Source organism: Caballeronia zhejiangensis, from assembly GCF_022879815.1.
Classification (GTDB): Bacteria; Pseudomonadota; Gammaproteobacteria; order Burkholderiales; family Burkholderiaceae; genus Caballeronia; species Caballeronia zhejiangensis.
In genome coordinates this window covers 178,752-194,207 of sequence record NZ_CP084284.1, presented here as the reverse complement: position 1 = coordinate 194,207, position 15,456 = coordinate 178,752, and the positions used below count along the sequence as shown (strand labels likewise).

General features: G+C 62.3%; 9 protein-coding genes. 7 read left to right on the top strand and 2 right to left on the bottom strand.

The window, feature by feature from the left end:
- The first annotated feature begins 17 nt into the window (after positions 1 to 17).
- From treZ to treY, 3 genes are read left to right on the top strand one after another with little or no spacing between them, the layout of a single operon-like run.
- Positions 18 to 1,916 (top strand): malto-oligosyltrehalose trehalohydrolase, encoded by a 1,899-nt coding sequence (gene treZ / locus LDZ23_RS15405; RefSeq protein WP_008354017.1) that lies wholly within the window; start codon positions 18 to 20, stop codon positions 1,914 to 1,916.
- Positions 1,913 to 4,120 (top strand): 4-alpha-glucanotransferase, encoded by a 2,208-nt coding sequence (malQ, locus tag LDZ23_RS15400; protein WP_008354018.1) that lies wholly within the window; start codon positions 1,913 to 1,915, stop codon positions 4,118 to 4,120. Before treZ ends, malQ begins: the two co-directional genes overlap by 4 nt.
- Positions 4,117 to 7,062 (top strand): malto-oligosyltrehalose synthase, encoded by a 2,946-nt coding sequence (gene treY / locus LDZ23_RS15395; RefSeq protein WP_244808184.1) that lies wholly within the window; start codon positions 4,117 to 4,119, stop codon positions 7,060 to 7,062. Before malQ ends, treY begins: the two co-directional genes overlap by 4 nt.
- Positions 7,063 to 7,797: 735 nt before the next feature.
- Here the strand turns inward: treY and LDZ23_RS15390 are convergent.
- Together LDZ23_RS15390 and LDZ23_RS15385 are read right to left on the bottom strand one after the other, a co-directional pair.
- Positions 7,798 to 9,162: a hemolysin family protein gene (locus tag LDZ23_RS15390; protein WP_008354020.1), complete on the bottom strand. Its 1,365-nt coding sequence runs from the start codon at positions 9,160 to 9,162 to the stop codon at positions 7,798 to 7,800.
- Positions 9,163 to 9,222: 60 nt separating this feature from the next.
- A complete protein-coding gene (locus LDZ23_RS15385) occupies positions 9,223 to 10,344 on the bottom strand; it encodes a sensor histidine kinase (protein ID WP_244808183.1) in 1,122 nt (373 codons plus the stop codon).
- 690 nt (positions 10,345 to 11,034) lie between these two features.
- Between LDZ23_RS15385 and LDZ23_RS15380 the strand changes: the two genes are divergently transcribed.
- From LDZ23_RS15380 to LDZ23_RS15365, 4 genes are all read left to right on the top strand, one after another.
- Positions 11,035 to 12,318 carry a flippase gene (locus LDZ23_RS15380; RefSeq protein ID WP_033536876.1) on the top strand — a complete coding sequence of 428 codons (1,284 nt, stop codon included), beginning with the start codon at positions 11,035 to 11,037 and terminating at the stop codon, positions 12,316 to 12,318.
- A gap of 296 nt (positions 12,319 to 12,614) precedes the next feature.
- Complete coding sequence (locus tag LDZ23_RS15375) at positions 12,615 to 12,776, top strand: hypothetical protein (protein WP_160297408.1); 162 nt, start codon at positions 12,615 to 12,617, stop codon at positions 12,774 to 12,776.
- Positions 12,777 to 13,190: 414 nt separating this feature from the next.
- The gene (locus LDZ23_RS15370) at positions 13,191 to 14,345 is read left to right on the top strand and encodes a glycosyltransferase (RefSeq protein ID WP_008354025.1); all 1,155 of its coding nucleotides are present in this window, start codon (positions 13,191 to 13,193) and stop codon (positions 14,343 to 14,345) included.
- A 10-nt stretch (positions 14,346 to 14,355) separates the two neighbouring features.
- Positions 14,356 to 15,435 (top strand): glycosyltransferase family 4 protein, encoded by a 1,080-nt coding sequence (locus LDZ23_RS15365; protein WP_008354026.1) that lies wholly within the window; start codon positions 14,356 to 14,358, stop codon positions 15,433 to 15,435.
- The last annotated feature ends 21 nt before the right edge of the window (positions 15,436 to 15,456 follow it).

Genomic DNA, 15,456 nt, shown 5'->3' with positions numbered 1-15,456 from the left:
ATTAGAGGCAGGAAATCATGTCCGAACGTCCGATCGATCCGCACAAGCATCAATATGCGTATTGCCTTCCTTTCGGCGCTCATCTAACGGGCGCCGCACGCGACAATCCGCGCACGCGCTTTCGTTTCTGGGCGCCATCGCGCGATGCCGTGCAAGTGGAAATCCTGCGCGCGGGCGGCACGCCCGAACGCGTCGACATGCAGCCGACCGGCGACGGTTGGTTCGAAGCCGAAGCCGATGGCGGCGCGGGCACGCTGTATCGCTATCGGCTCGACGAGGACCTCGCCGTGCCCGATCCCGCCTCGCGCTATCAGCCGCAGGACGTGCATGGACCGAGCGAAGTCATCGACCCGCGCGCGTATCGATGGACGCACACGAACTGGCACGGCCGGCCGTGGGAAGAAACCGTGCTTTACGAACTGCACGTCGGCGCGATGGGCGGTTTCGCGGGCGTCACCGCGCGCCTGCCCGAACTCGCGCAACTCGGCGTGACGGCCATCGAGCTGATGCCGCTCAACGATTTCTCCGGCACGCGCAACTGGGGCTACGACGGCGTGTTGCCCTACGCGCCTGACTCGGCGTATGGCCGTCCCGAAGATCTGAAGAGGCTCGTCGACACCGCGCACGGTCTCGGCCTGATGGTCTTTCTCGATGTCGTCTACAACCACTTCGGACCGGACGGCAATTATCTGCACGCGTATGCGAAAACCTTCTTCCGCGAAGGCGTGAACACGCCGTGGGGCCCGGCGATCGACTTCGAGCGCCCGCAAGTGCGCGACTTTTTCTTCGACAATGCCCTGTACTGGCTCAACGAATATCGTTTCGATGGCCTGCGCCTCGACGCGGTGCACGCGATCAACGATGACGAATGGCTGCGCGAACTGGCGCATCGCATCCGCAGTTCCGTCGAGGCGGGGCGTCATGTGCATCTCGTGCTCGAGAACGAGCACAACACGGCGAATCTGCTGGAAACGCATTTCGACGCGCAATGGAACGACGACGCGCACAACACGCTGCACGTTCTGCTGACCGGCGAGGACGAGAGCTACTACGGCGCGTATTCCGACAAGCCGATCGAAAAGCTCGCGCGCATTCTCAGCGAAGGTTTCGCGTATCAGGGCGATCCGTCGCCGATTCATGACGGCAAGCCGCGCGGCGAACCGAGCGCGCATCTGCCGCCCACGCGCTTCGTCGCGTTCCTGCAGAACCACGATCAGATCGGCAATCGCGCGATGGGCGATCGCCTGCGCGCATTGACCGACGACGAATCGCTCTTCGCCGCAACCGGCCTTCTGCTGCTTTCGCCGCAGATTCCGCTGCTTTTCATGGAAGAGCAATACGGATCGAGGCAGCCGTTCCTCTTCTTCACCGACTATCACGATCAACTCGCCGATGCGGTGCGCGAAGGCCGTCGCAAGGAATTCGCGAAGTTCTCCGCATTCACCGACGAAAAGCGCCGCGCGCAGATTCCCGATCCGAACGACGAGAAAACGCTCGACATGTCCTCGCCGAAGATCAGCGACAAGCAGGACGAAGAAGACCGGCTCGAATGGCTGCACTTCTATCGATCGGCGTTGACGGTGCGCGCGAAGCTCATCACGCCGCGTCTGAAGGGCGCCAAAGCGCTCGGCGCGGACGTGCTCGGCGACAAGGCGCTCGTCGCGCGCTGGAAGCTCGGCGACGGCGAAACGCTCTCCATCGCGCTCAATCTCGGCGACGCGGCTGTCGCGCTCGACAAGCAGCCGCCGGGCAAGATCATCTTCGAGACCCCGGCGCGCGCGCAGGATCGCGTGCGTAACGGCGAACTCGGCGCCCGCACGTTCATCGCGTGGATCACCGGCGAAGTGAACGAATATGCGATTGCGCACGACGCGCGCCGCTTCGAACCGGCATCCGCGGAAGGAAAAGTCTCGTGAACGCCGCCGCGACGAAAACGACCCAGACGGGCGCCACGCGTTCCGTGAGCAGCATCGAGGCGCTCGCGGAGCGCGCGGGCTTCGAGATCGAATGGCAGGACGCGCACAAGAACACGCAGCGCGTGCCTGAAACGACGCTGCGCATTCTGCTCGAAAAGCTCGGCCTGCCGTGTGGCAACGCCACGCAGATCAAGCAGAGCATGAACGCCGTCGATGCCGAAATGAGCGGCCGCAAGCTGCCGCCGCTCATCACGGCCGAAGTGGATCGCGGCATCGCGCTGCCGGTGTCGGCGGCGAAACAGGGCGCGCGCTATCGCATCGAACTGGAAAGCGGCGAAGTGATCGACGGGCGCTTCACGTCGCCGAAGGGCGAGACCGCGCTGCTCTCGCCGATCGCGGAGCCGGGCTATCACACGCTCGTCATCAACGACCATCGCACGACGCTCGCGGTCGCGCCCGCGCGCTGCTACACCATCGACGATGCGTGGCGCACGCTGCACGAAGATGCGGCGAAGGCGCCGCCGCTGTGGGGCGTCGCGGCGCAAGTGTATGGCTTGCGGCGTGACGGCGACGGCGGCATCGGCGATTTCACCGCGCTCGCATCGCTCGCGACGCAAACTGCGAAGCGCGGCGGACATGCCGTCGCGATCAGCCCGATGCACGCGATGTTCAGCGCCGAGCCGAACAAGTTCAGCCCGTATTCGCCGTCGTCGCGGCTCTTTCTCAACATCGCGCACGTCGATCCTGCCGCGGTGCTCGGTGCGCCTGCCGCGCGCGCCGCGATCGACAAAGCGGGCGTCGCGAAGGAACTCGCCGAACTCGAAGGACTGACGCTGATCGACTGGCCGCGCGCATCGAAAGCGCGCCTCGCGATTCTGCGCGCCCTCTTCGACGCGTTTTCCGAAGATCGCGATTCGCCCTTCGCGAAAGACTTCGCCGCATTCGTCGAGGAAGGCGGACGTCCGCTCGAAGACCATGCGCGCTTCGAAGCGCTGCAGGCCGCGCAGATCGCGCAAAACGGCGAAGGTCACTGGCGCAACTGGCCCGAAGCGTTGCGCGATCCGCGCAGCGACGCGGTGACGGAATTCGCCGATGCGCATCGCCGCGAGGTCGATTTTTATCTCTTCACGCAATGGCTTGCCGCGAAGGGACTCCTGCACGCGCAACACGCCGCGCGCGATGCGGGCATGGCGGTCGGGCTCGTCGCGGATCTCGCCGTCGGTTGCGACAGCGCGGGCAGCCACGCATGGTCGTATCGCGATGAAATGCTCACGGGCGTGTCGGTCGGCGCGCCGCCGGATCTATTCAACCAGGCCGGGCAATCGTGGGGACTCACGACGTTCTCGCCGCGCGCGATGCGTACGCAAGGCTTCGCCGCGTTCATCGACATGCTGCGTTGCGCGTTCAAATGCGCGGGCGGCATCCGCATCGATCACATACTCGGCTTGCGCCGGCTGTGGCTCGTGCCCGAAGGCGAAAGCGCGAAGGACGGCGCGTATCTGCGCTATCCGCTCGAGGACATGCTGCGGCTGATCGCGCTCGAATCGTGGCGGCATCGCGCGATCGTCGTCGGCGAGGATCTCGGCACCGTGCCGCCCGGCTTTACCGAGCGCTTGCAGGAGCACGGCTTGCTTGGCATTCGTGTGCTGTGGTTCGAGCGCGAAGTGGACGGGCCGGGCTTCAAACCGCCGCGCGAATGGGACAGCGGCGTCACCGCGACGACGACGACGCACGATCTGCCGACCGTCACCGGATGGTGGCGCGGCGAGGACATCGTGTGGCGCTCGAAGATCGGCCAGACGATGGCGCGCGCCGATGGTCGCGATGCCGTCGAAGCCGCGCTCGAGGAACGCGGCGAAGATCGCGCGCATCTGTGGCGCGCGTTTCAGGACGCGGGCATCGCACCGGATGACGTGGAGGCGCCCGATATCGACAATGCGCCCGTCGACGAGGCGCTCGCCTTCGTCGCCGCGACGCCCGCGCCGCTCGTCACCTATCCGCTCGAAGATTTGCTCGCGCTCGTGGAGCAGCCGAATCTGCCCGGCTCCATCGACGAGCATCCGAACTGGAGAAGGCGCATCACGCGGCCCGTCGACGAACTGTTTCTCGACGATGCCTTCGCCGATCGCCTGCTCGCCGTCGATGCCGCGCGCAAGCGTTCCGCGCAACCGAACGAACCCAAATCGAAACCCGAATCACCATGACCGTACCGCGTTCCACGCTCAGGCTTCAGCTTCACAAGGGCTTCACTTTCGACGATGCCGCCGCGCTCGTGGACTACTTCGCGCTGCTCGGCGTGAGTCACGCGTACGTCTCGCCGATCACGACCGCGACCGCCGGCTCCACGCACGGCTACGACGTCGTGGACTACACGGCGGTCAATCCCGAACTGGGCGGCGAGGACGGCCTGCGGCGCTTCGTCGAGAAGCTGCGCGCGCACGAGATGGGACTGATCGTCGATATCGTGCCGAATCACATGGGCGTGGGCGGCTCGGAGAACGCGTGGTGGCAGGACATCCTCGAATGGGGACGGCATGCCGCGCATGCGCGCTTCTTCGACGTCGACTGGCATTCGCCCGATCCCGCCTTGCGCGGCAAGGTGCTCGCGCCGTTTCTCGGCGCGTCTTACGGCGACGAGTTGCAGGGCGGCAAGATCAAGCTCGCGTATCGCGCGGATGAAGGGCGCTTCGTCATCGAGTATTACTCGAACGTGTTTCCAGTCTGTCCGGTCGATTACCCCGCCGTGTTCCAGGAAGCGCCCGAGCTCGCGCAACGCTTCGTCGGCCTGACGACGCAGCCCGCCGATCAGCCGCGCGCCGCCGATGCGCGCACCGCGCTCATCACCATCGCGCAGACGGAAGGCGGCCAGGCCGCGATCGAGGCGATTCTCGCGGCGCACTCGCCAGATACGTCGGCGGGTCGCGACCGGCTGCATCGGCTGCTGGAGCGCCAGCATTATCGGCTGGCATGGTGGCGCACCGCCGCGGACGAAGTGAACTGGCGGCGTTTCTTCGATGTGAGCACGCTCGGCGGCGTGCGCGTCGAGCGGCCTGAAGTGTTCGAGGCATCGCATGCGCTCGTGTTCCGGCTCTTCACCGAAGGTCTGATCGATGGTGTGCGCGTCGATCACGTCGATGGTCTCGCCGAACCGCGCGAGTATTGCCAGCGCCTGCGCGCGCGGCTCGAAGAGTTGGCGGCGGAACGGCCCGAGGCGTTGCGGCATGGCAATGGGCGCACGTATTTCGTCGTCGAAAAGATTCTTGCGCGCGGCGAGCCGTTGCGCCGCGACTGGCAGGTCGATGGCACGACCGGTTACGACTTCATGAACGATGTCGGCGCGCTGCTGCACGATCCGGCGGGCGCGGAGCCGCTTGCCGCGCTTTGGGCCGAGATCACGGGCAAGAGCGCATGCTTCGCCGACGAAGCGCTCGCCGCGCGCCGCAAGATACTCGCGGAGAATCTTGCGGCGGAACTGGATCGCGTGACGCGCGCGCTGCATCGCATTGCACGCGATGCGCAGACCACGCGCGATTTCACATTCACGTCGATACGGCGCGCGGTCGCGGAACTCGTCGTGCAGTTTCCGGTGTATCGCATCTATCCCGTGGGCGGCGTGCGCAGCCCCGATGACGAGCACTTTTTCGCGCAGGCGCTCGAAGCCGCGCGCGCGGTGCTCGCGCGTGCGGACCATGTGGTGCTGGATCAGGTCGCGCAATGGCTCGGCGGCAAGCTGCCCGATGAACTGCCGCAGCCCGAGCGTGGCGAACGCAACGACCGTCCCGAACGCGGCCGGGATCGCGCGGCGGAGCGCAATCGCGAACGTGAGCGCGATCGCAATCAGGCGCAGGCGGGGCCGAATCCCCCGTCGTCGAGCGGCTCGCAGCGTCGCGCGGCGCAGACGCTGTTCTCGCAGCTGACATCGCCCGTGGCGGCGAAGGCGGTCGAGGATACGGCGTGTTATCGCTACGGACGGCTGATTTCGCGCAACGAAGTGGGCGCCGATCCGGGCGAGTTCGCGTTGTCCGTCGATGCGTTTCACGCGGGCAATCGCGAACGCCTCGATGCGTTTCCGCACGCGATGCTTTGCACGGCGACGCACGATCACAAGCGTGGCGAGGACGTGCGCGCGCGCATCGCTGCATTGAGCGAATTTCCCGACGAATGGGCCGCGACGCTCAGGCAATGGTCGACGTTGAACACACCATTGCGACGCGGCCCGAGCGGCGGACATGGCGAAACCACCGGTATCGACGACTGGGCGCCGGGGCCGGCGGCGGAAGCGATGCTGTATCAGACGCTCGTCGGATGCTGGCCGACCACACTCGCGCCCGATGACGAAGCGGGCGTTCGCGAACTCGCCGAACGTGTCGCCGGATGGCAACTGAAGGCGCTGCGCGAGTCGAAGACGCGCACGAGCTGGTTTGCACCCGACGAAGCGTATGAGAACGCGTGCAGGGACTTTCTGTTCGATATCGTCGCGCCGCAGCGCCGCGATGGCTTTCTGCGTGAGCTATCGGCGTTCATCACGCGGCTCGGACCGCTCGGCGCGATCAACAGCTTTCAGCAAACGCTTTTGCGGCTCACGTCGCCGGGCGTGCCGGACCTTTATCAGGGCACGGAGTTGTGGGATTTCAGTCTTGTCGATCCGGACAATCGTCGGCCTGTCGATTATGAGTTGCGTCGCAAGTGGCTTCTCGAGATCGAAGAGCAAGGGCCGCCTTCGGAGCAATTGGCGAACTGGCGCGATGGGCGCGTCAAGCTTGCAATGGTGCGGCGGGCTTTGGCCTTGCGCAAGCATTGCGAGTCGTTGTTTGCGCAGGGCGAGTATTTGCCGCTCGAGGTCGAGGGCGAGCATGCGGGGCGCGTGATTGCGTATGCGCGGCATGCGGGGAGCGCGTTTGCTGTCGTTGTTGCGACGCGGCTTGCAGCGCCGCTGCTGGACGTCGGGCGCGACGTGCCGCTTGTCGAGGCCGAGCGTTGGGGCGATACCGCCATCGTGTTGCCAGAAGCGCTGCATTCAAGGGCTTTGTTTGACTGGCTCAGTCCTAGTGCGCCTAAAGCCGATGGGGCGAGGTTGTTTTTGCGCGATGCGCTTGGGGTTATGCCGGTGGCTTTGCTTGTTGAGGAAGGGGTGCCTAAGGCTTAGGTTTCTGCTTTTCGCTTTCGCTTGTTGCTTTCGCTTTTTCTTTTGCTTTCGCTCTTGCTTTCGCTTGTCGCCGGATCCCGGTTTCGCGTCGGTCTATTAGCACTGCCCCTGTGCGGGGCGGCACTCACTTTCTTTGCTGCTGCAAAGAAAGTAAGCAAAGAAAGCAGCTCGTTAAGCCCGCGGTCACACGCAATTTGGGTAGTCCTCTCGTCCACGGTGGCACTCGCCTAAAGAGTGCCCTCATCACAATAACGGGGCTTGGATCGCGCGCGGTCCGCCGCCCGAAAACGCTGAGGACACTGGTTCAGCACGAAATGGCTTCGGCACAGCGCTACGCGCTGCCGCCAGGTATGCAAGGGAAACCAACGTGCGGCACTTGCGGTGAGATGGAGACGTTAGTAGACAAGCACATGCATCCCCGATTGACCCATCGGCCGCGAAGCGGGCCGGAGCTATTTGGTGCTGAACCACCTCGTTGTGTGGTGCGATGTGACAGACCGTGCGCGAGCCAAGCCCGATTGTGATGAGGGCACTCTTTAGGCAGCCCACGATGGACGAGAGGACTACCCAAATTGCGTGTGACCGCGGGCGTATCGGGAGCTGCTTTCTTTGGTTACTTTCTTTGCAGCAGCAAAGAAAGTGACTGCCGCCCCGCACAGGGGCAGTGCCAATAGACCACTAAGAAAACGGGATCCGGCGAAATCACTAGCGAAAGCGAAGAAAAACCCAAATAGGTCATTCCGCTTCCTCAAGCGCCTCCTCCCGCGGATACACCCGAACCAGCACAATCCTCGGCCCCTTCATCTTCTTCACCACGATATCGAACCGATCGAACTCCACCCGCTGCCCTTCACTGGGCAAATCGCCCAAAGCATTGATTACGAGCCCGCCAACCGACTCCGCGCGTCCTTCATCGATATCGATCCCCAACGCGCGCTCGAGCGAAACAACCGGCAAGCTGCCCTTGCCCATCAACGTGCCGTCATCCATGCGCGACCAATCGGCATCGCCCTGACGAAACTCGTCGTGAATCTGCCCCACGAGCGCGCCAAGCAGGTTATCGAGCGTGATGAAACCGATTGGCTTCGCGCCCTTGCGCCCAACGATCGCCAGATGCGGCGCGCCCTTGCGAAAGCGCCGAAACAGCTCGAGCGCCGACAGATTCGGCGCCACGTACTGCACCGGCCGCACATGACGCGAAAGCTTGTCGATCTTCCCGACCGCATCCTTCGAAAAGTTGAAGTGGATGCCACGCGCGCCGCCATCGCCTGAAAGCAGAAGGTCCTTCAGATGGATCATGCCGATCACGCGCTCGCCCGACGCATCGGCGAAAAGCGGATAGCGCGAGAAACGATGCCGCGCGATCACGGCGAGGTTGTCGCGCATCGGCAGATCATTGCGCAAGCCGACCAGCTCGTGCGCCGGACGCATCAGATCCGACACCGTCATGCGGCTGAAATCGAGCGAATGCGCGATCGTATTCCACTCGTCCTCGTTATACGAGGAGCCGCCGCCATGACGGCGCCCGCGCAGGATCAGCTTGAGCTCGTCCGTGGAGTAATGCGCGTCGTGACCATGTTCGGCCGAAATGCCGAAAAGACGCAGCACGAAGTTCGCGCTCGTATTCAGCACCCAGATGAACGGATACATCAGCCAGTAAAAGCCATATAGCGGCGTGGCAAGCCACAGGCCCACCTGTTCCGCGCGACGGATGGCCCACGACTTCGGCGCCAGTTCGCCAACGACGATATGCAGGAACGAAATGACGGAGAACGCGAAGAAGAGCGAGATCGAGTCGATCAGCTTCTCCGACTCGACGCCGAGCAGTGCAAAGAGCGGATGAAGCAGCGCCGCGAACGCGGGCTCACCGATCCAGCCGAGTCCGAGCGATGCCAGCGTAATGCCGAGCTGACATGCGGAAAGATAAGCATCGAGCTGCCCGTGCACCTTTGCGAGCAGTCGGCCAGGCAAGCCATTGGTGCGTGCCAACGCCTTGACGCGCGTGGCCCGCAGCTTGACGAGCCCGAACTCCGCCGCGACGAAGAAACCATTCAACGCGACGAGCAACAATGCGCCGATCAGCGCGACAACCTGAGCCAAAGCAACTCTCTTCGAAAGTGGAAAGCGTCAGTATATGGGTGACAGCTGATCGAAAGTCAATTACATGCCCGCGACCGGCACGCGCACCGATAACGTCACTTCGGCGTTGTCGGCGATATCGCTGTGCTCGAACGCGCCGCCATGCGCCTCCGACACGCGCTTGCACAATGCGAGGCCCCATGCGATGCGTCCGCCTTCGCGCGGCTCGAGCGCCTGACACCGCGCGAACGCTTCGAGCACGTGCGGCGAGGCCGTATCGCCGAGCGCCTGTGCCGATGCCGTGAATTGCACGTCCGTGCGCCACATGCTGCCCTCGACGTTGCTCGACACACGCACCGTCGCGCCCGCGGGACTCGCTTCGGCGGCGAACGCGAGCATGAGCCAGAGCGTCTGCAACAGACGTTCGCCATCGCCTTCGACTTGTTCTTCCGCGAGCGGCGAATCGATGTCGATCGTCACGTCACGCGCGCGCGCGACGCCGGCACGCGCGAGCGCCGCGCTCTTTTCCAGAAGTGGTCGCAACGCGACCGGCGCGAGCGCGACCTGTAGCGCCTTGGTCTCGGCGCGCGTCGTATCGACCGATTGCTCGATGAGCTTCACCTGTTGCTCGACGCCCGAGCGAATGCCCGCGAGCGCGCGCTGCGCGGCGGCATCGTTGGCGTCGACCTTGCGCTCCAGCACATAACCCCAGCTATGAATTGCGTTGAGCGGGCCGCGCAAATCGTGCGATACGACCGACAGCACATGATCGCGCATGAAAAGCGCAGCCTCGGCTCGCAGATGCGCGATGCGATCCTTTGCGCTGGGCTCGCCGTCCGGCGCGTTCGCCGGCGATACGATCAGCGTCACGCAATCCGGGCCCGGCAGCGCGATGATCGAGAAGGCGCGCCGCGCGTCGTCTTCGCCGAAGCTCACATGCGCGCGACGCGTGCCGTTGCCTGCGAGCGCGGCATCGGCAGCCTCGGCGAGCACCGCAGTGAGCGGCCGTGGCAACGGCGTGTCGGCGAGTGCGCGGCCGTTCAGCGCGGCGGGATCAAGATCGAAGAGATGAGCGAGAACGGAGTCGGCGGAGAGGCATCGCTGGGCGGCGTCGAGCACCAGCACGCCGTCGTTTCCTGCGACGGCCGCATCGAAGGACTTGTCGCCTTCGAGTTCGACCGTACTGGAAAAAGACGTTGTCACGGTTGTGGATCCTTGGTGTATCGGTGTTGCGGTTGATGTCGCGGAAGCTGGATGCGTAGTGGCAGTGCGCGTATTGGCCTGACGAACGAGGACGCGCGAGAAACCTTGCAAGTCATTATATGTGAGCGCCTACCACGCCTGCGGCAGCGGTGCGCAACGCGCTCCGCTGCGCCGCTCGCAGCAATTCGCGTGCACGACCGATTCGGCATCATGCGCATGCGTTTTCATTCGACGCTCGCACAAGATGCTATCGGCGAACTATTGCGACACGTCATGTGTCGGAAGGGAAGGCCACGTGGTTCACGCGCCTTTCGCTTACCAGCACTTCGCGAAAATTTCAATCGAACGATCGCATCCGATCATCGTATTACGTGTGCAAACCCACTGACAAATACGGGTTTTCCTTGTTAAATAGCTTCTGTCGCACAGACAGCGCACTCTCCGGAAGTGTACGACGGTCCGGAACCGGCGCATTTCGTTCAACTTCAGCGCGCTTGATGCCAGGCCAAGGCACAAGTGCGCAGACCTCTTTGGCCCGCGCCGCATTGACGGCAATACGTACGAGCGAAACTAATCGCTTCATGCGTTGTCACGCAATGGCCCGCCCGTAACGGGCGAGCATGCAGGGTTCGTAGCCCTGCGTCATAGTCATAAAATCAAGCTGCGCTAAAGCCGGGGAAAAACCGTTCAATGGCTTCATTTCGAAAGAACTTCACGATATTGATGACGCTGCAGGTATCCACATACCTCGCACCGTTGCTGACGCTGCCATGGCTCGCACGCGTCCTCGGCCCCAGCGAATACGGACGCCTTTCGTTCGGCCTCGCCTTCACCGCATACTTCATCTCAATCACCAATTACAGCTTTTCGCTGACCGCGACGCCGAAGATCTCGATCAATCGTCAGAGCCGCGAAATGCGCTCGAAGCTGTTCTGGGAAACCATCGTCACGCAGGCCGCGCTTGCATTAGCTGGCTTCTTCGTTGTCATCGCGCTGACGTCGGTCGTACCTTATCTGCAAGAGAACCGCGAGTTGCTTCTCATCGGCTATGGTCAGGCAGTCGGTGCAATGTTAATTCCGACGTGGTACTTTCAGGGCATCGAAGATCTCGGCATGTTGAGCCTGTTCGTATTCATCGGACGTGCCCTCAGCATTCCTGCGATGTATCTCTTCGTGCGCGAGCATGACGATGTCCATAAAGCGATGGCCGTCAATGCTCTGGTGCCGCTGCTGTCGGGCATCGCGATTTGCACGTACCTTTATCTGCGGCGCGAGCTCGACTTCGTGCGCGTGTCGCTCCGTACCATCGTCGTTCGTCTGAAGGACGGATGGAGCGTATTCATGGCGACGTCGATCGTCGACATCTATGCATCGAGCAACATCGTGCTCCTGACATTTATTTCGGGTAATGTTGCAGCAGGTTATTTCGCCGCGGCCGACAAGCTGATCCGTGCCGCGTTGAACATGCTTCAGCCGCTCAAGACCGCAGCCTATCCGCGCGTGAGCTTTCTCATGCATCACGCAAAGGATGATGCGTTTGCATTCCTGCGCAAGATGTTCGTCGTGCAAGGCCTGATCGTGTCGCTGATCTCGGTGTGCATCTTCTTCGGCGCGCCGCTTGCAGTAAAACTCTTGTATGGGCCGAAGTTCTTGCCTACCGTAGAGGTGTTGCGCTGGATGGCATTCGTGCCGTTGATGGTCGGCCTGACGGATCTGTTCGGTGTTCAGACGATGCTGCCGCTCGGCATGAAGGCACAGTTCAGCCGCGTGCTGATGGCCTCCGCGGTACTGAATTTCAGCTTGCTTGCCGTGCTGGCGAAGCTCTTCGGCGAGCAAGGCGCGGCGGCTACGGTGCTGATCGTCGAGACGCTGGTTGCTGCGGCCATGGCCTTCACGCTGCATCTGCAAGGCGTGCCGTTGCTCAAGCGTCAGCGCCCGATCGCGGGAGGAAGTGCCGGGTCTGAAACGACGTGAACCCTATGGGGAAATACGTCGTAGCTAATAAGCTTTCCCAGGCTGCATATTCGCTTTTCCATAAATGTGAAACTGGCGTGTTAAAAACAGTAACAAGTGATTCTAATTGGTAACGCATTTATCGAATCACGCGCTTTAACAAAGCTTTGTTTTGCACCCGAAGAGCGCAGCGGATGCTTTCGACTTGCGCTCTACTCCAAAGTTGCATTTAAGTATGTGAGTCAACGAACCGACCTATGCAGGTCGAGTCGTTATCTTAATGGTATGAGCAGCATTTAATTAAGAGAGCCTGCAGAATGGAAACAGAAGAAATGTCGGTCGAGCATGTACAAAGGCTGGCCGATCAGGCCGAGAGCCTGCGCATGCAGTCGGTCGCGGTACCGCTCAAGGATCTGCAGATCCTTCTGCAGATTTGCGAGACGGCGATAGCTCAGCAGAATGCTGCGGCCGCCAAATAAGCTTTATTTTCCGTATTTGTCAGCACGATTTCGCTGACTTCACGATGTTTCCAAAAAAGACCGACATCGGGGCGCCCATCCGACCAAAGCTGATTGGTCCGGGAGCTTGCGGCAGGTAAATCCAGGCTTGTCATCAGGCTTGACGGGGCTCTTGGCATCCCCGTGCGCAAGGAACGAGTAATGCTATGCCGGATCTCGTGTGTGCTTTTCGGACGCGTATTCAAATCGTGCGATTAGTACTCGCCACGCATATCCCGGCTTTTTGACGCGTTCCTCGAAGTGGCCATAAACCGCCGCTTCGGATGCGTTCGCCCTGCGTGAACGTGTCACGTCATTTTCCATAACGACTAGACCATTCCTTCTCATTGCGTATCGCCGCGGGCGCTCGGCGCAACGCCATTCGAAGAGTTGAATATGAAAGAGATCGTCCATATCACCGAAGCCTTCGGCGGCGGTGTACTGTCCATGCTGACGCAGCTTTCCAATCGCGCGGCGGCCGCTGGCGTCGGCGTAACGATCCTTCATTCGATCCGGCAAGAAACACCCAATAATTTCGCCAAGCTCTTCCATCCGGCAGTAAAGCTAACCTACGTCAGCATGTTCCGCGAAGTGAGCGTGAAGAATGACCTGACGAGTCTCTGGAGCCTCGTCCGCAAGTTGAAGGAGTGCGATCCATCGGTGATCCATCTGCATTCGTCGAAGGCGGGCGTTCTCGGACGCGCGGCCGCGCGCATCGCCGCGCCGCGCGCACGCGTGTTCTATTCGCCGCACGGTCTCGCGTTCCTGCGCCGCGACGTGTCGCCCGCGAAGCAGTTTGCTTATCTGAGCTTCGAGCGCATCGCCGCGAAGCTCGGCGGCACCATCGTCGCGTGTTCGAAAAGCGAGCTCTCCGAGATCGAAACGAAGATGCATGCGCGACGTGCCCGCATGATCGAAAACGGCGTGAACGTTCCGGAGATTCCGCCGCGCGTCGACACGAACGCGGGCGGCATCGTCATCGGCATGAGCGGCCGTGCGATGTTTCAAAAGAACCATGAAGCGTTCGTGAAGCTCGCGAGCGAGTTGTCCAACCCTTCGGTGCGCTTCCTGTGGATCGGCGGCAACGAAACCGAATTGCCCGCCGGCACGCCCAAGGATGCCGTCGCGTGCAGCGGCTGGGTCACGCGCGATCGGGCGCTCGAACTCACGGCTGGGCTCGATATCTATGTGCAGACGTCCCGGTGGGAAGGCATGCCTATCGCACTCATCGAGGCGCAGGTCGCGGGCATTCCCGCCGTCGTCACCGATGTGGTCGGCAATCGCGATGTCGTGCAGCACGGCGTGACCGGCTTCGTTGCATCGAACATGGAGGATATGGCGAAGTACATCGCGATGTTGCGCGATGACCCGTCGTTGCGCGCACGCATGGGGGCCGCAGCGAGAGCATCCGCAAGCAAGCGCTTCTCGATGGACGCGATCTTCCGTCAATGGCTTTCGATGTACGAGTTCGGCTCCGACAAGCCCACGCGCGAACCGCTCGGCGCGAACGAGGTTGCATCGTATGAAACCAGCTCCGATTCACAGTTCTGACGCCCTGCACATGGATACGACAATCGCCACGAACAAGCTCGTCTATAACGGCCGCTTCACGAGCCAGAAGACCACCGGTGTGCAACGCGTCGCGCGCGAACTCGTCGCCGCGCTAGGAAAGTTGCCGCAAGGCTCGCATGTGACGCTCGCGGTGCCGCCGCAGGACGGACTCGATCCCGTGCAAGGCGTTCAGACCGTCAAGCTCGGCTTCGGCAAGGGCGTCTTCTGGGAGCAGATCGTCCTGCCGCTCTTCGCGGGGCGCTCGCGTATCGTGAATCTTTCGAACTCGGGTTCCATCTTCCGCCCGAACCAGATCATCTACATGCACGATGCCGCGGTGTTCGATACGCCCGCGCATTTTTCGTGGAAGTTTCGCACCTGGTATCACGTGATGTTCTGGATTCTCGCGCGCACGTCGAGCTGCGTGCTGACGAATTCGAAGTTCTCGCGCGACCGGCTCGCGCATCATGTCGGCGTGCCGGCGGAGCGTATCGGCGTGGTGCCGCTCGCGGCCGATCACCTCGATCAGATCACGCCCGATCTTTCGGTGATCGACGAGCTCGAGCTCACGAAGCGGCGTTACGTGCTCGCCGTGAGCAGCATGAATCCGACGAAGAACTTCAAGCGCCTCGTCGAGGCGTTCATGCGTCTGAGCGATCCGTCGATCGATCTCGTGATCGTCGGCATGAAGAACGCCGCGATCTTCGGCAAGGCGCACGATCTGTCGAGCGCGCCGAACATCAAGCAGGCGGGCTATGTCAGCGACGAAAAACTGCGGGCGCTCTACCAGAATGCGGCGTGCTTCCTCTATCCTTCAATCTACGAAGGCTTTGGCATTCCGCCGCTCGAAGCCATGCGCAACGGTTGCCCGACACTCGTCGGACGCGCGGCCGCATTGCCGGAAACGTGCGGCGATGCATCGATCTATTGCGACCCGTACTCGGTCGAAGACATTTCGAACAAGTTGCGCGAGCTGCTGGATTCGCCTGAACTGAGCGAAGACCTTAGACGTCGCGGCCTCGCGCATGCCGAGCGCTTCCGGTGGACGGAAAGCGCCCGCTTGCTGATGCAGTTCATCGACAAGCCATGATGGCAACGACGTCACATCATT